The sequence below is a fragment of the Streptomyces sp. NPDC042346 genome (assembly GCF_055581845.1).
In genome coordinates this window covers 644,602-666,548 of record NZ_JBVJEH010000004.1, presented here as the reverse complement: position 1 = coordinate 666,548, position 21,947 = coordinate 644,602, and the positions used below count along the sequence as shown (strand labels likewise).

At 73.3% G+C, this 21,947-nt stretch carries 18 protein-coding genes and 1 tRNA gene; 6 read left to right on the top strand and 13 right to left on the bottom strand.

Annotation, left to right across the window (positions count from 1 at the left end; translation table 11 throughout):
• Window positions 1–62: 62 nt before the first annotated feature.
• Complete coding sequence (locus ACZ6K0_RS21030; protein WP_469231353.1) at window positions 63–3,839, top strand: response regulator; 3,777 nt, start codon at window positions 63–65, stop codon at window positions 3,837–3,839.
• Between the two features lie 120 nt (window positions 3,840–3,959).
• Here the strand turns inward: ACZ6K0_RS21030 and ACZ6K0_RS21025 are convergent, their stop codons facing one another.
• The 3 genes from ACZ6K0_RS21025 to ACZ6K0_RS21015 form a co-directional block, all read right to left on the bottom strand.
• A complete protein-coding gene (locus ACZ6K0_RS21025) occupies window positions 3,960–5,612 on the bottom strand; it encodes a long-chain fatty acid--CoA ligase (RefSeq protein WP_376398091.1) in 1,653 nt (550 codons plus the stop codon).
• A 146-nt stretch (window positions 5,613–5,758) separates the two neighbouring features.
• On the bottom strand, window positions 5,759–6,316 hold the full coding sequence (locus ACZ6K0_RS21020; RefSeq protein ID WP_317597343.1) for a SigE family RNA polymerase sigma factor: 558 nt from the start codon (window positions 6,314–6,316) through the stop codon (window positions 5,759–5,761).
• Between the two features lie 320 nt (window positions 6,317–6,636).
• Window positions 6,637–7,605: a DUF1906 domain-containing protein gene (locus ACZ6K0_RS21015; RefSeq protein WP_376398087.1), complete on the bottom strand. Its 969-nt coding sequence runs from the start codon at window positions 7,603–7,605 to the stop codon at window positions 6,637–6,639.
• On the opposite strand from ACZ6K0_RS21015, the gene ACZ6K0_RS21010 reads away from it, so the two are divergent.
• Window positions 7,598–7,741: a hypothetical protein gene (locus ACZ6K0_RS21010; RefSeq protein WP_376398084.1), complete on the top strand. Its 144-nt coding sequence runs from the start codon at window positions 7,598–7,600 to the stop codon at window positions 7,739–7,741. The two genes, ACZ6K0_RS21015 and ACZ6K0_RS21010, sit on opposite strands and share 8 nt — an antisense overlap.
• A 60-nt stretch (window positions 7,742–7,801) precedes the next feature.
• Here ACZ6K0_RS21010 and ACZ6K0_RS21005 read toward each other — a convergent pair whose 3' ends face one another.
• The 8 genes from ACZ6K0_RS21005 to ACZ6K0_RS20970 all read right to left on the bottom strand — a co-directional run bounded on the left by ACZ6K0_RS21005 (window position 7,802) and on the right by ACZ6K0_RS20970 (window position 14,263).
• On the bottom strand, window positions 7,802–8,968 hold the full coding sequence (locus ACZ6K0_RS21005) for a lipid-transfer protein (protein WP_376398082.1): 1,167 nt from the start codon (window positions 8,966–8,968) through the stop codon (window positions 7,802–7,804).
• Entirely contained in the window at window positions 8,965–9,348 is a 384-nt protein-coding gene (locus ACZ6K0_RS21000; protein WP_376398079.1) for a MaoC family dehydratase, read from the bottom strand. The genes ACZ6K0_RS21005 and ACZ6K0_RS21000 overlap by 4 nt, the downstream gene beginning before the upstream one ends.
• Window positions 9,345–10,466, bottom strand: coding sequence for an acyl-CoA dehydrogenase family protein (locus ACZ6K0_RS20995; RefSeq protein WP_376398076.1), 1,122 nt, complete (start codon window positions 10,464–10,466; stop codon window positions 9,345–9,347). The genes ACZ6K0_RS21000 and ACZ6K0_RS20995 overlap by 4 nt, the downstream gene beginning before the upstream one ends.
• A gap of 1 nt (window position 10,467) precedes the next feature.
• On the bottom strand, window positions 10,468–11,424 hold the full coding sequence (locus ACZ6K0_RS20990) for a bifunctional MaoC family dehydratase N-terminal/OB-fold nucleic acid binding domain-containing protein (RefSeq protein WP_469231350.1): 957 nt from the start codon (window positions 11,422–11,424) through the stop codon (window positions 10,468–10,470).
• A complete protein-coding gene (locus tag ACZ6K0_RS20985; protein ID WP_469231348.1) occupies window positions 11,421–12,587 on the bottom strand; it encodes an acyl-CoA dehydrogenase family protein in 1,167 nt (388 codons plus the stop codon). The genes ACZ6K0_RS20990 and ACZ6K0_RS20985 overlap by 4 nt, the downstream gene beginning before the upstream one ends.
• 240 nt (window positions 12,588–12,827) lie before the next feature.
• Window positions 12,828–13,133 carry a hypothetical protein gene (locus tag ACZ6K0_RS20980; RefSeq protein ID WP_376398068.1) on the bottom strand — a complete coding sequence of 102 codons (306 nt, stop codon included), beginning with the start codon at window positions 13,131–13,133 and terminating at the stop codon, window positions 12,828–12,830.
• 440 nt (window positions 13,134–13,573) lie between these two features.
• Entirely contained in the window at window positions 13,574–14,098 is a 525-nt protein-coding gene (locus tag ACZ6K0_RS20975; protein ID WP_376398065.1) for an O-acetyl-ADP-ribose deacetylase, read from the bottom strand.
• Between the two features lie 78 nt (window positions 14,099–14,176).
• Window positions 14,177–14,263 (bottom strand) — tRNA-Ser (locus ACZ6K0_RS20970).
• Window positions 14,264–14,427: 164 nt separating this feature from the next.
• Here ACZ6K0_RS20970 and ACZ6K0_RS20965 point away from each other — a divergent pair.
• On the top strand, window positions 14,428–15,369 hold the full coding sequence (locus ACZ6K0_RS20965) for an MHYT domain-containing protein (RefSeq protein WP_376398063.1): 942 nt from the start codon (window positions 14,428–14,430) through the stop codon (window positions 15,367–15,369).
• On the opposite strand, the gene ACZ6K0_RS20960 is transcribed toward ACZ6K0_RS20965, so the two are convergent.
• A complete protein-coding gene (locus ACZ6K0_RS20960; protein WP_376398060.1) occupies window positions 15,366–16,847 on the bottom strand; it encodes a S1C family serine protease in 1,482 nt (493 codons plus the stop codon). The genes ACZ6K0_RS20965 and ACZ6K0_RS20960 overlap by 4 nt on opposite strands.
• A gap of 241 nt (window positions 16,848–17,088) precedes the next feature.
• Between ACZ6K0_RS20960 and ACZ6K0_RS20955 the strand changes: the two genes are divergently transcribed.
• From ACZ6K0_RS20955 to ACZ6K0_RS20945, 3 genes are all read left to right on the top strand, one after another.
• Entirely contained in the window at window positions 17,089–17,919 is an 831-nt protein-coding gene (locus ACZ6K0_RS20955; RefSeq protein ID WP_351814560.1) for a glycerophosphodiester phosphodiesterase, read from the top strand.
• Window positions 17,920–18,087: 168 nt separating this feature from the next.
• The gene (locus tag ACZ6K0_RS20950; protein WP_376398056.1) at window positions 18,088–18,603 is read left to right on the top strand and encodes an ATP-binding protein; all 516 of its coding nucleotides are present in this window, start codon (window positions 18,088–18,090) and stop codon (window positions 18,601–18,603) included.
• A gap of 195 nt (window positions 18,604–18,798) precedes the next feature.
• Window positions 18,799–19,776 (top strand): DUF5926 family protein, encoded by a 978-nt coding sequence (locus tag ACZ6K0_RS20945; protein WP_376398053.1) that lies wholly within the window; start codon window positions 18,799–18,801, stop codon window positions 19,774–19,776.
• Between the two features lie 1,161 nt (window positions 19,777–20,937).
• Here the strand turns inward: ACZ6K0_RS20945 and ACZ6K0_RS20940 are convergent.
• Window positions 20,938–21,645, bottom strand: coding sequence for a bifunctional DNA primase/polymerase (locus tag ACZ6K0_RS20940; protein ID WP_469231345.1), 708 nt, complete (start codon window positions 21,643–21,645; stop codon window positions 20,938–20,940).
• Between the last annotated feature and the right edge of the window lie 302 nt (window positions 21,646–21,947).

The following is a 21,947-nucleotide window of genomic DNA, read 5'->3' as shown; positions in this document are numbered from 1 at the left end:
CAAGATGGGGCCCGCCTGCCGACAGGCAAGCACGTGCAGTGGGTCAGGGAGGAACCGTCGTCGTGAGCAGCAGGCCATCCCGAGGCGCTGCTCGCCTCGCAGCCATACTCGACGCCCTCCCCGACGGCCTCGTGCTGGTCAACTGCAACGGCACGGTCGTCAACGCCAACACGATCGCCCTCGGCATGTTCGAGACCCCCGGCACCGCGCTCGTCGGCCGTGGCCTGCTCGATCTGCTGCCCGGCTTCGACTCGCGCCTCATCCCCGGCTCCATGCGCCGCCCCGAGGGCACCGACGAGCGGGGCCGCACCAAGCCGACCCGGATGATCGCCCGCCGCACCGACGGCAGCGAGTTCCCCGTCGAGGTGACCAGCGCCAGCCTGGAGGACGGCCGCGAGGCCTACGACTCGTACAGCGGGTACACCGGCGACGAACTGCTCATGCTCGTCGTACGGGACCTCACCGGCACCCTCGACACCGAGGCCGAACTCGCCCGCTCCCAGCGCCAGACCGAGATGATCCTGCGCGCCGCGTCCGAGGGCGTCGTCGGCACGGACACCGACGGCCGGGTCGTCCTCGTCAACCCCGCCGCCGCGCAGATCCTCGGCTACCGCGCCGGTGAGCTCGGCGGGCAGGAGCTGCACCCGCTGATCCTCGCCACCCGCGCCGACGGCGAGCCCTTCCCGTACGAGGAGTCGCCGCTCGCCGACACCCTCAAGTCCGGGCGCAAGCACCGGGTCCGCGGGCAGGTCCTGTGGGCGAAGAAGGGCGACCGGGTGCCGGTCGACCTCACGACCGCTCCCGTCCGGGACGGGGACCAGCTCGTCGGCGCCGTGATGACCTTCGCCGACCGCAGGCCGTACGAGCAGCTCGCCGAGGAGCACGCCGCCGAGCTCGCCGACCGCGCCGAGCGCCACGCGGCCGAACGGGAGGCGCAGCAGGAGCGGTACGCCTCGCTGGCCGCCCGGCACGAGCAGCTGACCGCCGTCCTCGCCGAGTCGCTGCGCGGGCCCCTGGAGGAGCTGCGCACCCGGCTGGGCGCGCTCGCCGCCGACGACGCAGGGCAGCTGTGGCCCGAGGCCAACCAGGTGCTGCACCATCTGACCGCCGGATACGCCCGGATGACGGCCCTCGTGGACAACGTCCTGGGCTACCAGCGCCTGGACGCGGGCGAGGAGGAGCTCGACCGGCGGGTCGCGCTGCTCGACGGGGTCGTGACGGCCGGCATCGACGCGGCCGTCGAGCTGATCGGGCCCGGCCGCGCGCAGTTCGCCGTGCACGCGCCGCCGATCGAGGCCGAGGTGGACCCGGACCGGCTCGCGACCGCGCTCGCGCATCTCGTCGCGGACGTCGCCGGCGTCGACGCGACCGGCAAGAACAGGGCCGCCGCGCAGGGCGCCGGGCCGGCCGACTCCACGATCGTCGTCGCGGCCGCCCAGCGCGGAGACGTCGTACGCATCGAGGTCCGCGGCCCGTACGCGGGCGGCGACCCGGTCCACGGGCCGGTCGTGCGCGGGATCGTGGCGGCGCACGGCGGAGTCGTGCAGACCCACGAGGTACCGGGCACGAGCGGCGGCGCGTACGTCCTCGAAGTCCCGGTCGGGGCAGGGCGGGGAACGGTCCCCGCGTCTGCTCCCGCACCCGCGTCTCTTCCCGTTCTCTCATCCGATTCGCCGTCGCAGGACGCCGGTGTACGGGACGTTCCCGCGCTGCCCGCGCAGGCCACGGGCGCGGAGGGGGAGACCTCGGGCGGCGGACGTCGCCGGGCCCGGCGCGCCTCCACGGACGCCTTCCTGGAGAGCCCGGTCGCCGCGGAGGGTGCCGAGGCCGGCGGTCGCCGCCGTGCCCGTACGGGAGAGTCGTCCGGTCACGCCGAACTGATCCCCGCCCAGCAGAACGCCGCCGTGGCCGCGCTTCCGGCGTCGGTTGCGGGTTCGGGTTCCCCCGTCGGTGGGCCCGCCGCCGAGCCCACCGGGCGCCGCCGGGGCCGTCCCGCCGAGGGGTCCGTGGTGACCGCCGCCGAGGGCGCGCAGGGGCGGGCCGCGCTGGGCGCCGCCGTGCCGCCGCAGGGTGTCGCCGCCGACGGGCACATGAACGCGCCCGTGCCCGCCCACGGCCCCGCGCTGGCCCTGCCCGCCGTCGCCTCCGGTGACGTGCCCGCCGACCCGCCGAGCGGACGCCGCCGGCGGGCGCTGGCCGCCGCGCAGGAGCGGGCCGCAGCGGCCGAGGCCGGGCCCCGGACGCCGTTCGCGCTCCCGCCGGCCGACGCCGACCGCCCCGATGCCGACCCCGTCGCGGGCGCTCCGGCCCCGGCCCCCGTGGCGGTTCCGGCGGCCGGCGCCGCGCTGCCCGTCTCCGACGAGGGGCAGCACGAGGCCGTACGCGGTGTCCCGGGCTCCGACCACACGCCCCCGCAGCCCCATCCGCACCTCGCGTCGCAGCCTCAGCCGCTGCCCGAGCCGAGCGGTCGCCGCCGGGCCATGGCGCCGCCGGCGCCCGTGCCGTCGTCGGCGACCCCGCTGCCGGGTGCCGTCCCGGCCCCCGCGGCCGCCCCGCTGCCCGCGCCGCAGAGCGGCACCGGTTCCGGGACGGGCACCGGCTCCGTACCGCTGCCGCCCGAGCTGCCCATGCCGAAGGACTCGACGCAGGGGCGGGCGTTCAGCGTGCGCACCCTCGGGCAGGGCGTTCCCTTCGTCCCGCCGGCCGCCGCGTCCGCCACGTCCGTCGCTCCGGCGGCCCCCGTAGCGCCCGTCGCCCCGGTGGCCCCTCCCGCCCCCTCCGTACCCGCCGCCCCGGCGGCCCCCGCGCCCTCCAACGGTTCCGGGCGGCGGCGCAAGCTCGCCACCCCGCCGGAGGTCGACCCGCCGGCCCCGTCGGCCCCGTCGGCTCCGTCGGCGCTCCCCGTACCGGCCGCCGCCGAGAACGCGGCAAAGCCGCACCCGCAGTCCTCCCCCGAGGCCGCGCTCGGGCTCTCCCCGGCCGCCCCCGAGGGCCGCGCCTATGCCATAGGGGCGCCCGCGGAGGGCTCCGCCGAAGGTCCCGAGCCGCTCGACGGCCCCGGTGGCGCGGTCGAGGTCGCCAACCGTCCCGCGCCGCGGCCCGTCGACGACGAGCTGCCCCCCGAGCCGCTCGACAACCCGCGCCGGCTGCTCGTCTGGCCCGCGCCCGACGTCTCCACCCAGCAGGCGCTCAGCGACCGCGGCTACCGCCCGGTGATCGTGCACTCCCGCGAGGAGGTCGACGCCCAGATCGCCGCCTTCCCCGCCGCGCTCTTCGTCGACCCGCTGACCGGCCCCATCACCCGTACCGCCCTCCAGTCGCTGCGGCAGGCCGCCGTCGCCGCCGAGGTGCCGGTGCTGCTCGCGGCCGGTCTCGGGCAGGCGACCCGGGAGGCCGCGTACGGCGCCGACCCCGCCGTACTCCTCAAGGCGCTCGCGCCCCGCGACAGCGAGCAGCACCCGTCGCGGGTCCTGCTGATCGAGGAGCACGACGACATCGCGGAGGCGCTCGCCGCCACCCTGGAGCGGCGCGGCATGCAGGTCGCCCGCGCGGCCACGGACACCGAGGCGGTCACGCTCGCCACGCAGACCCGGCCGAACCTCGTCGTGATGGACCTGATGCAGGTACGCCGCCGACGGGCCGGGATCATCGACTGGCTGCGCGCGAACGGGCAGTTGAACCGCACCCCGCTCGTCGTCTACACCTCGGCCGACCTGGACGAGGAGGAGCTGCCGACGCTGTCCTCCGGCGAGACGGTCCTCTTCCTCGCCGAGCGGTCGAACAGCACCGAGGTCCAGGCCCGGATCGTCGACCTGCTCGCGAAGATCGGCACCAACTAGTCGGGCACCGACCGGTCCGGCACCGACCGGTCCGGCACCGACCGGCCGTACCGACACGGGTGAGGGGGAGGGCCGCCAAGCCCTCCCCCTCACCCGTCTCCGTCCCTACAGCCGGCCGGCTTACAGCTGCGTCACGTCCAGCTCGCCCTCCGCGTACTGCCTGCGGATGACCTTCTTGTCGAACTTGCCGACGCTCGTCTTCGGCACCGCCGGCACGATCGCCCAGCGCTCCGGCAGCTGCCACTTGGCGATGCCGCCCTCGCTCGCGAGGAAGGACCGCAGCGTCTCGTAGTCCGCCGTGGCCCCCTCCTTGAGGACCACCGTCGCGAGCGGCCGCTCGCCCCACTTGTCGTCCGGCACGGCGACGACGGCGGCCTCGGCGACCTCCGGGTGCGCCATGAGGGCGTTCTCCAGGTCGACGCTCGAAATCCACTCGCCGCCGGACTTGATGACGTCCTTCGCCCGGTCGGTGAGGGTGAGGTAGCCGTCGGGGCTGATCACACCGACGTCGCCCGTCTTGAGCCAGCCGTCCTCGCTGAACTTGTCGGCCGGGCGGATCTCCTCGCCGTCGGCACCGCCGAAGTACGAGCCCGCGATCCAGGTGCCGCGCACCTCCAGCTCGCCGGCCGACTCACCGTCCCAGGGCAGGTGATCGCCGCCGGGGCCGACGAGCCGCGCCTCGACACCGGCGGGGAAACGTCCCTGCGTGACCCGGTACGGCCACTCCTCCTCGGCGCTCAGACCGGCCGGCGGGTGGGCCATCGTGCCCAGCGGGGAGGTCTCGGTCATGCCCCAGGCGTGGCAGAGACGGACGCCGAGCCGGTCGTACGCCTCCATGAGGGAGGGCGGGCAGGCCGCGCCGCCGATGGTGACCTGGGCCATGGAGGAGAGGTCGCGGGGGTTCGCGGTGACCTCGGCGAGCAGGCCCTGCCAGATGGTGGGGACGGCTGCCGCGTGGCTCGGCCGCTCGCGCTCGATCATGTCGGCGAGCGGGGCCGGCTGGAGGAAACGGTCCGGCATGAGCATGTTGATGCCGGTCATGAAGGTGGCGTGCGGGAGGCCCCAGGCGTTCACGTGGAACTGCGGCACGACGACGAGGGTCGTGTCCTTGTCGGTCAGGGCCATCGACTCGGCCATGTTCACCTGCATGGAGTGCAGGTAGATCGAACGGTGGGAGTAGACGACGCCCTTGGGGTCGCCGGTGGTGCCGGAGGTGTAACACATGGCCGCGGCGGAACGCTCGTCGAGATCGGGCCAGTCGTACGTGGTCGGGCGGCCGGCGATCAGCTCCTCGTAGTCGTGCACGCGCGGCGCGGCGCCGTCCAGTACGGAACGGTCGCCGGGGCCCGCGACGACGACGTGCTCGACCGTCGGAAGGTGCGGGAGCAGCGGGGCGAGGAGCGGCAGCAGCGAGCCGTTGACGAGCACGACCCGGTCGTCGGCGTGGTTGACGATCCACACCAGCTGCTCGGGGGGAAGACGGAGGTTGAGGGTGTGGAGGACCGCGCCCATCGAGGGGATCGCGAAGTACGCCTCGACGTGCTCGGAGTTGTTCCACATGAGGGTGGCGACCCGCTGGTCGCCGGTGACGCCGAGTTCGTCGCGCAGGGCGTTGGCCAGCTGGTGCGCGCGGGCTCCGGCCTCCGCGAACGTGCGACGCTGCGGCTCGGGCTCGCCCGTCCAGGTGGTGATGGTGGACTTTCCGTGGATCGTCATCCCGTGCTTGAGGATGCGGCTCACGGTCAGCTGTACGTCCTGCATGGTGCTGTACACGGGGCGTCCTCCCGGTGGGCGCTACGTGGCAGAAAGGGTGGGGAGATTCTGCGCACGTACCGCGCGGTATGTCACTACCCGGGAGTACGTAAATTGCCAGTGATCACTGGCGGTAGTTGCTCTTCCCCTGATCACTCAGGGCGTCTTCACCGTACGGGGGTCAGCTCCGGGTCCTCGCGGAGCTTGCCGAGCGCTCGCGACACCGCGCTCTTGACCGTGCCGACCGAGACCCCGAGGACCTCCGCGGTCTGGGCCTCGCTGAGGTCCTCGTAGTACCGCAGGACCACCATCTGACGCTGGCGCTCCGGCAGCTTCATCACCGCGCGCCACATCGCGTCGTGCAGCACCTGGCGGTCGGCCGGGTCGGGCTCCGGCAGACCGGTCGGCTCCGGCAGCTCCTCGCAGGCGAACTCGTCGACCTTGCGCTTGCGCCACTGCGACGTACGGGTGTTCAGCAGCGCGCGGCGGACGTAGCCGTCCAGGGCGCGGTGGTCCTCGATGCGCTCCCAGGCCACGAAGGTCTTGGTGAGCGCGGTCTGGAGGAGGTCCTCGGCGTCGCAGGGGTTGGCGGTCAGGGAGCGCGCCGTACGCAGCAGCACGGGACCACGCGCCCGGACGTACGAGGAGAACGACGGGTACGGCACGTGGCCGAGGGCGGCCTTCGAGGCGCCGGTGCAGACGGGGCCAGAGGGTGGCGGAGTCATGACTCCACGCTAGAAGCGGACGTTGCCCGGCGGATCGGCCCCAGGTCCCGAACCGGGGTCCGCCTCAGGTTGGAGGAACCGCGCCGCCAGGACCTTCTCTGGGTGGAGTCGCCCCGCCGATGGCCTCAGGGTCGAGACCGGGTCGAACCAGGGTCGGGGGGAGGTTGCGGCGGGGTCGGGGCGGGGTGAGGCGAGGTCGGAGCCGGGCCGAGACGGGTGCGGGGGGCGGGTGCGGGGCGGGTGCGGGGGGGCGGGTGCGGGGCGGGTGCGGGGGGGTGCGGGGGGGGTGCGGGGGGGGGTGCGGGGGGGCGGGTGCGGGGTCAGATGCCGGGCGCCGTTACGCGGGCGACCGGCGCGTCCACCGCGTTGCGGTCGATCAGCATCCGGCGGCCTCCGTACGTCTCGGCGACGTTCCCCACGTACTGGTGGATCCGGGCGTGCGGCATCCAGGCATCCGGGTGCAGCGACGTCTCCTCGTACAGCGCGGGCACGCCACGCCAGCGCGCGAACCACAGCACGGACGGCAGGTCCGCCGTGCCCGCCTTCCGCGCCCCCTCGATGTGCCGGATGCCGGTGTCGGCGCTGCTGTAGTAGCCGGGCAGATAGCCGAGGCGCCGCACCTCGCGGTTCCAGGCGCGGACGAAGGAGAGGGTGGTGGCGGCACAGCTCGTGTCCTCCACCTGGAAGGACTCGATGTCCAGGTAGAGCGGGCTGCTCGTGCCGATCCCCAGGGCCCGCGCCGCCCGCACCGCGTCGCCCGCCTCCCGGGTGCCCTGGCTCCAGGGGGTGCTGCCGATGGCGTACGGCCGCTTCGCGGCGGCGTAGACGCACGGCGCCTGGGAGCCGACGAAGAGCGGCAGCAGCCGCCAGCCCATGGCGTGGGCCGACGCGACCCAGGCGGGGGTCAGCTCCTTCTGGGTGGGACAGCCCCGTCCCCGGCCCCCGAAGTAGACGCCGACGGCCCGGTACGGGGAGCTGAGCCAGGCCTTCATCACCGTGAGGGACGGCGCCTCACAGGTGTCGAAGGCCTTGCCCGCGAAGTGCGGCGCGGGCGCGAGCCTGGATGCGGACGCGAACGTCGGTGCGGGTTCGCGTGCGAGTTCGGGGTCGAGTGCGGGGTCGGGTGCGGGTTCGGGTGCGGGTGCGGGTTCGCGTACGGGCGCGGGAGCGCCGGCGGCGGGTGCGGCCGGGGCGGGGGCCGAGGCCGGCGGGGAGGCCACGGCCTTGGCGGGGGTCGGTCCGGCGAGGAGGGCCGCGCCGGCCAGCGCCACCACCAGCGCGGTGACCACGGTCCGCGCCCCGGGAGGCGGCGCGGACCGTGCGTACGGCGGACGGACGGGCGACGGCGACGACGGCGACAGCATCGGCGGCAGCACCGGGGACGGCGACAGTGACGGCGACGGCGAGCGCGGGGGTGGCGCGTGAGTGCTCATGGCGCGAGTGAAGAGCCGCCCGCCCCGCCCGGCCACCGCTGGGGCCGTCGCGTCAGCCGTCCGTGCCCAGGATCAACCCGGACGTGGGAACCCCCGTGCCCGCCGTGACCAGAGTCCGGGCCGCGCCGGGTATCTGGTTCACCGAGGTACCGCGCAGTTGCCGCACCGCCTCCGCGATGCCGTTCATGCCGTGCAGATAGGCCTCGCCGAGCTGGCCTCCGTGGGTGTTCAGCGGTATCGCGTCGGCCGCGACGAAGTCCGCCGCCTCCCCGGGACCGCAGAAGCCGAACTCCTCCAGCTGCATCAGCACGAACGGGGTGAAGTGGTCGTAGAGGATCGCCACGTCGATGTCGTCCGGTGCGAGGCCCGCGGTCCGCCAGAGCTGCCGGGCGACCACGCCCATCTCCGGCAGCCCGGTCAACTCGTCCCGGTAGAAGCTGGTCATGGCCTCCTGCTTCCGTCCGGCGCCCTGCGCCGCCGCCAGGATCACGGCGGGCGGCCGGGGCAGGTCCCGGGCGCGCTCGACGGAGGTGACGACGATCGCCTGGCCGCCGTCGGTCTCCTGGCAGCAGTCGAGGAGCCGCAGCGGCTCGACGATCCAGCGCGAGGCGGCGTGGTCGGCGAGGGTGATCGGCTTCCCGTGGAAGTACGCGGCGGGGTTGCGGGCCGCGTGCCGCCGGTCGGTCACGGCGACGTGGCCGAAGGCGTCCGGGGTGAGCCCGTAGGTGTGGAGGTACCGCTGGGCGGCCATCGCGACCCAGGAGGCCGGGGTGAGCAGCCCGAAGGGAAGCTGCCAGCCGAGCGCGGCGCCCTCGGCGGAGGGCTCGCGCTGCTGGACGCCGGAGCCGAAGCGGCGCCCGGAGCGCTCGTTGAACGCCCGGTAGCAGACGACGACTTCGGCGACCCCGCTCGCGACGGCGAGCGCGGCCTGCTGGACGGTGGCGCAGGCGGCCCCGCCCCCGTAGTGGATGCGGGAGAAGAAGGACAGCTCGCCGATGCCGGCGGCCTGGGCGACGGTGATCTCGGGGTTGGTGTCCATGGTGAAGGTGACCAGGCCGTCGACGTCGCCGGGGGTCAGTCCGGCGTCGTCGAGGGCGGCCCGTACCGCCTCGACGGCGAGGGAGAGTTCGCTGCGGCCCGAGTCCTTGGAGAACTCCGTCGCCCCGATGCCGACGACGGCCGCCCGCCCGCCGAGGCTGTCCCTGGTGCGGACGCTCATCGCGCCACCTCCACGGTGACGGTCCCCGTGACGTGGTGCCCCAGGCCGTTGGCCCCGACGACCCGGACCGTGGCCGTGTCGCCGGCCACCTCGGTGACCGTCCCGGTCAGGGTCATCGTGTCCCCGGGGTAGTTGGGGGCGCCGAGCCGGATGGCGACCCGGCGGAGGGCCGCACGGGGGCCGAAGTGGTCCGTGATGTACCGGCCGACGAGCCCGTTGGTCGTGAGGATGTTCATGAAGATGTCCGGGGAGCCCTTCTCCCGGGCCAGTTCGGCGTCGTGGTGCACGTCCTGGTAGTCGCGGGAGGCCACGGCCCCGGCGACGATCAGGGTGCGGGTGATCGGGATCGACAGCGGCGGCAGCTCGTCCCCGGGCTTCATGACAGGTCTCCCTTCGCGAGCAGGTCGCCGAGTTCGGCGAGGAGTTCGGTGCCGCAGCCCAGATAGGCGTCGAGCTGGCGGCCCCAGAGGAAGTGCCGGTGGACGGGGTGGTCGAGGTCGGCGCCCATGCCGCCGTGGAGGTGCTGCCCGGTGTGGACGACCCGCTTGCCCGCCTCGGACGCCCACCAGGCGGCGGTCAGGGCGGCCCCGGTGGCGTCCAGGCCCTCGTCGTGACGCCAGGCCGCCTCGTAGGCCGTGACCCGGATGGCCTCGGTGTCCATGTGGGCGTCGGCGGCCCGCAACTGGACCGCCTGGTGGGTGGAGAGCGGGCGCCCGAACTGCTCCCGTACGGAGGTGTACTCCACGGCCCGGGCGAGGGACCCCGCGCACACCCCGGCCTGGAGCCCGGCGAAGGCGACCCGGGCGGCGGCCAGCACGTCCTCGTAGGCTCCGGGGCCGGTCCCCAGCCGCTCCCCCGCCGCCCCGTCGAGCACGAGCCGCCCCGCCGACCAGGGCGCGGTGAGCTCGACGGGCTCGATCCGGGCCGCGTCCTCGGTGCGGACGAGCCACAGTCCGCGCTCCGCGTCCGGTACGAGGACATGGGTGGCGTCCCTGAGCCACGGCACCCAGTCGACGACCCCGTCGAGCCGCCCCTCGCCCGACGCGACCGAGCCGGACGACGTGACCGAGCCGGACGCCTCGACCGAGCCGGACGCCTCGACCGAGCCGGTCGACGCGACCGAGCCGGACGCCGCGACCCCGCCGGTAGCGGGGAGCGCGCCCGTCACCACCGTCGTCCCGTCGCGGAGGCCCGGCAGGAGCCGGGCGCGCTGTTCCTCGGTGCCGTGCCGGGCGACGGCGAGGATCCCGTACACACAGCTCGCGGCGAAGGGGACCTGTGCGGTCGTGCGCCCCTGCTCCTCCAGGAGGAGGACGAGGCCGAGCAGCCCGGTCTCCTCGACGGCGCCGGGGAGTCCCGCCGCGCAGAGGGCCTTCCACAGCTCGGCGTCGCTGCCGGTGCCGGCGGCCGCGAGCCGCTCGTGGGTGGCGAGGTCGCCGAAGATCCGCGCGGCCAGGTCCCGGGCGGCCTCCTGCTCCTCGGTGGGGGTGAAGTCCATGTCAGCCCTCCCCTCCCGCACGGAAGACGGGGAGCTCCAGCTCGTCGTCGACCCGCAGGAACTCCAGCCGCACCGGCATCCCGATCCGGACCTTGTCGTACGGCACGCCCACCACGTTGCTGACCATCCGGACGCCCTCGGCCAGTTCGATCAGCCCGACCGCGTACGGGGGGTCGAAGGCCGGGAAGGGCGGGTGGTGCATCACCACGTACGAGTAGACGGTCCCGGCGCCGCTCGCCTCGACCGTGTCCCACTCCGGCGAGCCGCACTCGGCGCACCCCGGCAGCCAGGGGAGGCGCAGGCTCGCGCAGTCGCCGCAGCGCTGGATGAGCAGCCGGTGCGCGGCCACGCCCTCCCAGAATCCGGCGTTGTCCCGGTTGACGACCGGCCGGGGCCGGCGGGGCGCCGCGGCGGCGGGCGCGGCGGGCTCCGAGCTTCGCCGGTCGGGCTTCGGGGGGCGCCCCGCGGGCGCGTACTTGAGGATCCGGAAGCGGTGGGTGCCCGCGAGCTCGCCGTCCGCCAGGACGTCCATCCGGGTCGTGACGAAGTGCCCGGTGCCGAGCTTGGTCGTCTTGCGCGGCGACACGGACTCGATGACGGCGTCGAAGGTGATCGCGTCCCCCGGCCGCAGCGGTCGGAGGTACTCCTGCTCGCAGTCGGTCGCGACGACCGAGGTGTACCCGGCGCCGTCGAGGAGCGCGAACAGCTCGTCGTACGCCTCGGAGCGGTCGCCGTGCCCGGAGAGGCCGCCCATGGTCCACGCCTGAAGCATGGTCGGGGGCGCGATCGCCCCGGGCCCGTCGTAGGCCGGGTGGGCATCGCCCATGGCCTCGCACCAGTGGCGGATCATGGGCAGGTTGACCGGGTCCTTGCCGATCCCGGCGGTGGCGGCGGACCGTCCCTCGTAGCCGGCGAGCCGCTCGTACAGCTCGTCCTGTGCCGTCTCCGTACCGGTCATCGCCGCCCCCTCCCCTTCATGCCGAGCCGCATCCTCGCGACGATCTCGCGCTGCACCTCGCTCACCCCTCCCCCGAAGGTGTTGATCTGCGCGGCCCGGTTCATGCGCTCCAGCTCGCCACCGTCGAACTCCCCCGGCGATCCCGCTCGCACCGTCCCCGCCCCGCCCGCGATCTCCTGACATATGCGATAGACCTCGACCGCCGATTCGGTTCCCGCGAACTTCACGCCGCTCGCGTCCCCCGGGGCCAGCCGGCCGGCCCCCACATCCCCCACCAAACGCCAGTTGAGCAGGCGTGTCGCCGCCAGCCGGGCATGTGCTTCGGCGGCCCGGATCCGGATCCACGGCTCGTCGACACGACGCCTGCCCGTCACCGGATCGGGGGTACTCGCCCGGTCGAGCGCCGCCGCGAAGAAGTCCTCGGCCTGCATGCCGATCGCGGCGAGCGCGACCCGCTCGTGGTTGAGCTGCTCGGTGATCAGCCCCCAGCCGCCGTGCTCCGGCCCGACGAGGTTCCCGGCGGGCACCCGTATCCCGTCGTAGTAGGTCGAGGTCGTCGTCAGCCCGCCGACGGTCGCGATCGGGGTCCAGGAGAACCCCGGTGCGCCGGTGGGGACGAGGACGATGGAGATGCCCCGGTGCGGCGGCGCGTCGGGATCGGTGCGGCAGGCCAGCCAGATCCAGTCGGCGTTCTGGGCGTTGGAGGTGAAGATCTTCTGCCCGTCGATCAGCCACTCCGCGCCGTCCCGCACCGCGCGCGTCCGGAGGGAGGCGAGGTCCGTGCCGGCCTCGGGCTCGCTGTAGCCGATGGCGAAGACCGTCTCGCCGCGCAGGATCCGGGGCAGGAAGTACGCCTTCTGCTCGTCGGTCCCGTACCTCATGAGGGTGGGTCCGACGGTGTTGAGGGTGACCATGGAGACGGGTGCGCCCGCCCGGTAGGCCTCGTCGAAGAAGACGAACTGCTCGTCGGGGCCGCGCCCCTGGCCTCCGTACTCCTCGGGCCAGCCGAGGCCGAGGAGCCCGTCCGCCCCGATCCGGCGGAGCAGTCGGCGCTGGGCGGCGGCGTCGTCGGCCGGAGGTGGGCCGTCGGGCATCACCTCGCGGAAGTACACGCGGAGTTCGGCGCGCAGCCGCAGCTGCCGCTCGGTCGGGGCGAGGTGCACGGCGACGGCCTCCCGTGGGACGACTGAGGTTTCTGACTGTCCGTCAGATTCAGGACCCCTGTCAAGGTCGGCGACGTACGCCCCCGGGCGCGCGGTCGACGAAAGGCGCATCCCGGCGCGCGCACCAGGAAACGCGGGACGGCCCGCACGCCGGTACCGAAGTACCGGCGCACAGGCCGTCGTTCCTCGTTCACACCGCGGTCACGCCCCCCGTCGGGCCGGCTCCCGTGCTGCTGCCGACTACCACCACGGGTAGAAGTTCACCACCGCGTTCGTCTGGTCGATGTGGGTGAACGCGGAGCCGTTCACGCTCGCCGTGTTGTTCTGGTTGGAGGCACCGGAACCGGTCGCCACCTGCTGCGTGGTGGTGGAGTTTCCGTTGTTGTCCCCACCCACACCACTGCCGATGATCGTGGCGACGCTCGTGTTCGATCCGTCGTCCGCGAATCCACCGTTGTCGGCCTGGGCCACCCCGGTGAAGAGCGCGGCGGCGAGGGGCAGGGCGGCGGCAGCGGCGAGAACGCGGGCGGTACGGATGCTTGCCATGTCTGTTCCTCCGGGAACTGAAACTGATGCTTTGCACGGAACTGCTTCGAGAACTTCTCTGAACTACAGCCATTACCCAGGCAGTTGGCCGACCGCCTCGGTCGTTGTGCTCGACGTCGCGAATCCAGAGTTGCCCACCGAATCCCCGTCGAACCACCCCGGAGCGGCTTATTCCCCCGCAAGCGTGAGGACAGACCGATAAACCCCGGCGAAGCGAGAACGGCGCAGCTCAGCCGGTCGGAGGAAGGTGCGTCACCGGGAGAATCCGTGCGCGGCAAGGGAGGAAGCGTTCCGGCAGATTTTCCGCCAATCTTTCTCTCGGAAAGACGGCCCGGCGAGTCCCGCCAACATGGCATTCGAACACCCTGGCCATTCGGAAAAGAGCGTTCCACGGAAGGCCCTCCTGCGGAAAAGCCCTACGAAGGGCCCTACGAAGAGCCCTACGAAAGGGCCTGCCCGCCGACCGCCGCCTCGAAGGCCGCGTACGCCCCCGCGTCGAACAGCACGAACCGCACTTCCTCCACCTCGGTACGGGCGGACCGCACGGTCTCCACGGCGATCCTGGCCCCGTCGCCCATCGGCCAGCCGTAGATCCCGGTGGAGATGGCGGGGAACGCGACCGTACGGGCCCCCAACTCGTCCGCGACCCGCAGCGATTCGCGGTAGCAGGAGGCCAGCAGCGCCGACCGGTCCTCGTCCCGCGACCAGACCGGCCCCACGGTGTGGATCACGTGCCGGGCCGGCAACCGCCCCCCGGTCGTCGCCACGGCCCGCCCGGTCGGCAGCCCCTTGCCGTAGTGCGAGCGCCGCAGATCCTGACAGGCGGCGAGGATCTCCGGCCCGCCCTTCCGGTGAATGGCCCCGTCGACGCCCCCGCCCCCGAGCAGCGACGAGTTCGCGGCGTTGACCACCGCGTCCGCCGCCTCGGCGGTGATGTCCCCCTGCACCAAAACGATCCGCACCATGCCGAGAACCCCTTCATGCCAAAGGGGCGCTCCTGGTGAGGAGCGCCCCTTGCGATCAGCTCGGGCGCTGATCCGGTGCGGTGGGTGTGGGATTTGAACCCACGGAGACATCGCTGCCTCGACGGTTTTCAAGACCGTTCCCTTAGGCCGCTCGGGCAACCCACCTTCGCCCCTGCCCACCTGGGGTGGAGCGGGCTACAGCGTACCGGCTGGGGAGCGGGGCGGGGCGGGGTCGGCCGAGGAGGGGGCTGAGTTAGAGTCCCTTGTTCACAAGATCTCCACATTTGAGTTCCGCGGCGTGCGCCGCGTGATTCCCGAAGGGTTGCAGGGTGCACGGCACGATCGACGGCTTCAGCTACGGCATGGTCACGCCCTTGGTGGGTTACGTGATGGCCTGTCTGGGAAGCGCCCTGGGGCTGCGCTGCACGGTCAGGTCCCTCAGCACCGACCGTGCGCGGAAGCCCGGTTGGCTGGCGCTCGGCGCGGCCTCCATCGGGTGCGGCATCTGGACGATGCACTTCATCGCCATGCTCGGCTTCCAGGTGCGCGAGACACCGATCTCGTACGACGCGTCCCTGACGTTCCTCAGCCTCCTCGTGGCCGTGGTCGTCGTGGGCGTCGGCGTGTTCATCGTGGGCTACCTCGGCGCCCGGCCGGCCCCGCTGCTCGTCGCGGGCGTCTTCACCGGGCTCGGCGTCGCCGGCATGCACTACCTGGGCATGGCGGCCATGCGGATGAACGGGCAGCTCGGCTACGCCCCCGCCGTCGTCGTCGTGTCCGTGGTCATCGCCGTCGTCGCGGCGACCGCCGCGCTCTGGGCGGCGGTCTCGATCCGCGGCTTCCTGGCCAGCCTCGGCGCCAGTGTCGTCATGGGCGTCGCCGTGACCGGCATGCACTACACGGGCATGGCCGCGGTCAGCGTGCACGTCGCCGACGCGTCGCACACGGCCGAGAGCTCCTCGCTCCTGAACGTGCTGCCCATGCTCGTCGGCCCGCTCGTCTTCCTCGTCCTGGCCGCGGCCGTCGTCATGTTCGACCCCCTGCTGATCATGGGCGACGACGAGCCGCGCCGCCCGGCGCCCCGGAATCACTCCCGGGGCAGCGGGTTCGGCGCCACGCGGATCGACATCGGGGACGTCGAGGGCGGGGACGTCGAGAACGGGGGCGTCGAGAACGGGGGCGTCGGCCACGGGTACGTCGGCCACGGCGGGGACGGGCCTTCGTCCTGGGAGACGAAGGCCGAGGTCCTCACGTCGTACGACAGGCCCTAGCTGTCACCCGTGCGCTCGCCGAGGGTGACCGTGGCCGTGGACGTCTTGCCGTCGCGCTCGTAGGTGATCTTGACCGAGTCGCCCGGCTTGTGGGTCCAGATCTCGCTGATGAGCGTGGGGCCGCTGTCGATCACGTGGCCGTCGAAGTCCGTGATGACGTCGCCGGCCTTGAGGCCCGCCTTCGCCGCCGGACCGTTCGGGATGACCGGGGCGGTGCCGCCGGTGCCCTGGGACGCGATCGTCGCGCCCTCGCCCTGCTCGGTCATGTTCACGGTCGCGCCGATCACCGGGTAGACCGGCTTGCCCGTCTTGATCAGCTGCTGCGCCACGTTCTTCGCCTGGTTGACCGGGATCGCGAAGCCGAGGCCGATCGAGCCCGCCTGGGACTGGCCGAAGCCGTTCCCGGTGGACTGGATGGCCGAGTTGATGCCGATGACCGCGCCGCTCGCGTCGAGCAGCGGGCCGCCGGAGTTGCCCGGGTTGATCGAGGCGTCGGTCTGCAGCGCGCTCATGTACGAGTTGCCGCCGCCCGAGCCGTCACCCGAGGCCACCGGGCGGTTCTTGGCGCTGATGATGCCCGTCGTCACCGTGTTCGACAGGCCGAAGGGCGCGCCGATCGCGATCGTCGAGTCGCCGACCGCCACCTGGTCGGAGTTGCCGAGCGGCAGCGGCTTCAGCCCCTTCGGGGCGCTCTTCAGCTTCAGGACGGCCACGTCGTAGCCCTGGGCCCGGCCGACGACCTCCGCGTCGTACGTCTTGCCGTCGGAGAACGTCACGGAGAGCGTGCCGCCGTCCGCGGCCGAGGCCACCACGTGGTTGTTGGTGACGATGTGGCCTTCCTGGTCGTACACGAAGCCGGTGCCCGTGCCGCCCTCGCTCTCGCCCTGCGTTCCGCCGGACTTCGCCTGGATCGTGACGACGCTGGGCAGCGCCTTCGCCGCGACCGCCGCGACCGTCCCCGGGTCGCGCTTGAACGACGCGGGCGCCTCGGCCGAGGAGACCGTCGTCGAGCCGGTCCCGTTGTCGCCGCGCTCGGCCGCCCAGTAGCCGATGCCGCCGCCGACACCGCCCGCGACGAGCGCCGCGACCAGGACGGCCGCGACGATCCCGCCGGTCCGCTTGCGGGGTGCCTCGGGGGCGGGAGGGAGGGGCGCACCCCAGGCCGGTACGGCCGGCGGGGGCGGCGGCCAGCCGCCGGCACCGGCGGCCGGAGCCGTCGCGGGGGCGGGGGGAGCGGGCGGCGCGGCAGCCGCGGGAGCCGCGACGGTCACCGGTTCGGCAGGTGCGGGGGCAGGGGCCGGTGCCGGTGCGGGGTCAGTGGCGGGCGCGGAGGCCGCGGCCTCCGCCGTCGTCGGCGTCGTCGGCGTCTCCGTCGTCACCGCCTCCGCCGGCGGCGCCGAAGGGACGGGAGGCGTCGGAGGGGCGGACGGGGCAGTCGGGTCCGCCGGAACCGCCGTGCCCTCGTTCTCGGTGCTCACAGCTCGCTCTCCTCGTTGACTGCTCGATCACTGCGCGGGGTGGGTGCGGGGTGGTCGGGGGTGTGCTGATGCGTGGTCGTGGGTGGTCATGTCTGGCTCAGGCTCTTGTCACCAGCTTTTCCCACCGGGCGTCAGGCCGCTGTAAGGCGGAGCTGTGCATCTGCGCTCCATCCTTTATATACGGACAGAACGGACAGCTTCCGGTGTGCTCGCCCCACCCCGCCAATGGCACCATGACGCCGTGACTCACGCACGGCAGCACCCGAACAGCGCACCCGTCCAGGTCGTCGCCCACCGCGGAGCCTCCGAGGACGCCCCGGAACACACCCTGGCCGCCTACGTGAAGGCCATCGAGGACGGCGCCGACGCCCTGGAGTGCGACGTCCGGCTCACCGCCGACGGCCACCTCGTCTGCGTCCACGACCGACGCGTCAACCGTACGTCCAACGGTCGCGGCGCCGTCTCCGCGCTCGAACTCGCCGACCTCGCCGCCCTCGACTTCGGCGTCTGGAAGGAACGGGAGGAGCGGGACGACGCCTCGGAGAGCCCCGACTGGGGAGACCCCGAGTACACGTCCGTCCTCACCCTGGAGCGCCTCCTGGAGCTCGTCTCCGACGCCGGGCGCAGGGTCGAGCTGGCCATCGAGACCAAACACCCCACCCGCTGGGCGGGCCAGGTCGAGGAGCGGCTCCTCCAGCTCCTGAAGCGGTTCGGCCTCGACGCCCCCGCCTCCCGCGACGACTCTCCCGTACGGGTCATGAGCTTCTCGGCCCGGTCCCTCCACCGGATCGCCGCCGCCTCGCCGACCCTGCCGACCGTCTCCCTCACCCAGTTCGTCACCCCGCGCCTGCGCGACGGGCGCCTCCCCGCGGGCGCGCGCGTGGCGGGCCCCTCGATCCGGATCGTCCGCCACCACCCCGCCGTGATCCTGCGGCTCCAGAAGGCCGGGCACCAGGTCCACGTCTGGACGGTGGACGAGCCCGAGGACGTCGAGCTCTGCGTACGTCTCGGGGTGGACGCGATCATCACCAACCGTCCGAAGCAGGTGCTCTCCCAGCTGGGCCGCGGCTGACCTACAACCCCATACGTCACACCTTCCCCAGGGCTTACAGGGAGTGCACCGGCGCGTTCAGCGCGTACTCGATCGTCACGAGTGCCACACGCCACGTGCACTGGCCGGTTTCCGGTCCAGTCCAGTGGGGCATCCACACGGTGGCGTGGGGCAAAGGAGGTCTCGGGGGTGGCGTTGGTGGTGGCACAAGAGGTGCCCACGTCGTCGAGCATGGCCGTACCCCATGGCCCTGCGGGCGTGGGTGAGGCGCGACACCGGATGCGGGACGAGCTGTACCGCAGCGGGGTGTCCGAATCGGTCGTCGACGACGCGGTACTGATCCTTTCGGAGCTGCTCAGCAATGCCTGTCGCTACGGCAGGCCGCTGGGACGGGCGGAGCGGGGCGAGGGCGATGTCCGGGCGGCCTGGCGGGTCGACCCGGCGGGTGGCCTGCGGGTCGAGGTGACGGACGGCGGTGGTCCCACGAGACCCGTCCCGTCCACCCCTTCGGTCACGGCACGCGGCGGACGCGGGCTGAACATCATCAGCGCGCTGGCCCAGGACTGGGGCGTACGGGACAGCGCGACCGGCGAGGTCACGGTCTGGGTCGTGGTCACCGAGGGACACCGCCGCGAGGACTTCGCGGCGCGCGTCGGCGGTGGCTCGGGCTTCGACTTCCTCGACGCGTACGACGATCTGGACTGACGAACGGTCCGAACGGTCCGAACGGTCGACACGTACGACGACCTGGACCGGCACCGGCACCGGCACCCGGTCCCGGACCGACGTGCCTCGGGCGGGGCCGCGCCCCGCCTGAGGGGCGGCGGTGCCCGGTGCGGCTAGGCTCGCGCCCGATACAGCACGCACACAGCACCGCCGCGATCGGGAGAAAGCCACACCATGGCCAAGAAGCGCCCCCAGACGAAGGCCGGCAAGGCCGGCCAGGCACAGGTCACGAGCGGGGAGATCCCGGTCGTCGGCGCGCGCGAGCCCTGCCCCTGCGGCTCGGGCCGCCGCTACAAGGCCTGTCACGGCCGGTCCGCCTCGCACGCCGTGACCGAGCTCGTCCAGCGCCCCTTCGAGGGCCTGCCCGGCGAGTGCGACTGGGTCGCGCTCCGCGAGCTGGTCCCCGCCGCCACCGTGCCGCTCACTCTGAAGGGCGGACTGCCCGAGGGCGTGCCGTCGGTGACGCTCGCGACCGTGCTGCCGATGGCGTGGCCGGCGCTGCGCCGCGACGACGGCTCCGTCCTCCTCGCCCTGCAGAACGACTCCTCCTCCGGCGACCTCGCGCGCGACCTCGCCGACACCCTCCAGCGCGCCCTGGAGACCGAGCCGGGCACCCCGGTCCCCCCGCGCCGCGTGCCGGCCGAGGGCCCGCGCCTGCAGGAGCTGCTCGACGCGGACGCCCCGTTCGCCCCGGAGGTCCACACGGGCTTCGAGTTCTGGATCCCGGCCTCCGCGGACGGCGCCGACCCCGAGGTCGCCGCCTCCCTGGAGCGGGCCAACGCCGCCGCGATCCCGACGGTCAAGCTGACCGGCGTCGACTCCGCGTACTGGTGCGAGGTCCCGGACAAGAACCACCTGCGCTGGGTCATGCCGCACCCGGAGGAGAAGCTCCTCGACGCGCTCGCCCGGCTCCAGGCCGGCGAGGGCACCTCCCTCGGCGCGGACACCCGGCTCGTCGGCTCCTTCCGCGCCCACGGCCTGATGGTGCCGGTGTGGGACCTGCCCAGCTCGATGACCGCCGAGGACTGCGAGAAGCCGGCCGCCGAGCTCGCCGAGCGGCTCGCCGAGGCGCTCGCCTCGGACGCCCCGCTCACGGCCGAAGAGCGTCGCGCTCGCGGCGGTCTCACGAACCGTCAGGTGACTCTCAGCTGATACCCCAGGTGGTATCGGTGACTGACAGACCGACCAGTCGGTGACTTCCGCCACAACCCGGTCTGCGGGCGGGTAAATCCCTGTCCGAATAACCGAGATCGAATTTGCGAACAGCAGATCTCTTGTTACCGTTCTGGAAGCCCGGTCGCTGGTGCATCCCCCGTCGCCAGCGATCGGGCGTTTCCATGCCCGCCCCAGGCCGCGCCGGGGCGTTCGGCACTCAACTTCCTTCGGTGTCCGCCGTGTTGCTGCCCGACCTCAGCAGCAGCGGAGTGGTGTCCCCTTCGCCGGTACCCGCGAATTCCGCCACCGCCGTATACGTCGTGGCCTTGCCCCGACCGCGTTCCCTGGGCGTTTCACAGGTTCCCGGTTCGTCCTGCGCCGCGACCGGACAACGCACTTGTACGGTCCGCCCGCCGGGCGCCATGAGGGTAAGAAACGCGTCGAGTTCCTGCCCCGTCGCGTTTCGGTAGTACGTACGTGCCCAGGTATCGGGTCCCTCGGCCAGAACGCAGGTCTGCGCCTCGATCCCCTCGGGAGAGGCGAGTTCCGGACCACATTTCGTGACGCGCTCCGGCCCCTCGGAGGAAGCCGAGGAAGGTGAGGAAGCCGAGGGGGGCGAGGCAGGCGAGGAGGGCGAGGCGGGTACGGAAGCAGGAGCGGGAGCCCGATCAGGGCCGGCCGCCGGACCGGCATCCCGACCGGCGCCGGGAGTCCCCGCCGTACGGGATCCGCCGCCGAGCCCCAGGTCCGACAGCAGGTCCCCGCTCTCGCCCCCGCGCTCGCCGCCGGGCTTCGCGTCGCCCTGGCCCGCGGGCGGCCGTGCGGGATCACCCGTCTGCCCCGCCACCGCGACGATCGGCAGCAGGACGGCGACCGTGACGGCCGCTCCGAGTCCGATCATGCGGAGTTTCGCCGGGCTCATCACCGGACTCATGCGTCCCACCTGCTCTTTCGCCCGGGATCTTCGACGGGTGGGGCGAACATATCGGCGGCCGGCGGGCGCCCGGTCGGCCGCGCGCGCGTTTCCCCTGCAAGTCGGGCCAGGACACACCCGTTCGGGTGAACGAGCCGCGCCGCCCGGCCCGTACGCGGACGGCCTCCGGACGCCACCGCCGGACGGTCACCGCCGGGCCGTCACCGCCGGACCGATGGCGGCCCTCAGTACGTGAGCCGGCTCCCGCCGCCCGGGGTGCTCGTGCTCGCCTCGACCAGGGCGTCCACCACGGCCTCCACGTCCGGCAGCCACGGCCGGGCCGAGCCCGCGAGCGGCGCCCGCTCCCACCGCACCTGCCCGTTCCCGGCGACCGAGGGAGGCAGCAACAGATAGCCGCCCTCACTGTGGAACCGCAGCGAACTGGGCACGCTGTCCTTCGCGTACAGCAGCTCGCCCAGCCGTTCGAGGCCGTACGGGGCGACGAGGATCGACCAGCGCGTCGGCGTCGCCACCACCGGGCCGAGCCGCATGCCCATCGCGTCGAGCGCGGTCAGCGCCCGCGCTCCCGCCACCGCGGGCAGGCTCACCGCGCACGGCGCACCGCCACCCGTGGCGAGGAGCACCGGGGCCTCCGGACGCCTGGTCCACCACCAGCGGATCATCCGCTCGTCGGTGGTGGCCGCGAGGATCCCGGGTTCGTACGGGTGCGCGCCGGGGACCGCGCATTCGGGGTCGGGGCAGACGCAGGCGGGCCCCGCGGCCGGGCGGGTCGTCGCCCTCAGGCCGGCGCCCGGCAGGACGGGCCAGCCCCACTCGACCGCGAAGGTGACCGCCGCGTCGAGCCGGGCCGGCCTCACCTCGCGCCGGAGCCGGAGCCTGCGTCGGCTTCCTCGCCTCACAAGGGGTCCCAGGATTCCGAGGATCTCGCGCATGAGCGCTCGTTCCTTTCCGTTGAACGCCGAATCCACATCACACCATGTGCAGATCTCTTCACCGTGCGTATCAGCGCGTACAAGGTCGGTGGTGCGCCGCCCCGCGCCGAAGCGGGGTCGACGGGCCAGGTATGAACCGGAGGAGCCAGGTCGAGCCGGGGAGGAACCGGTGGAGCAGGTCAGAACCAGGTGGAGCCAGGTCGGAACCAGGTGGTGCCAGGTCGGAACCAGGTCGAGCCAGGTCGATCCGTATCGGTGCCAGATCCAAGCCGGGTCAGAACACGTTCCCCGCCACTGGGGGA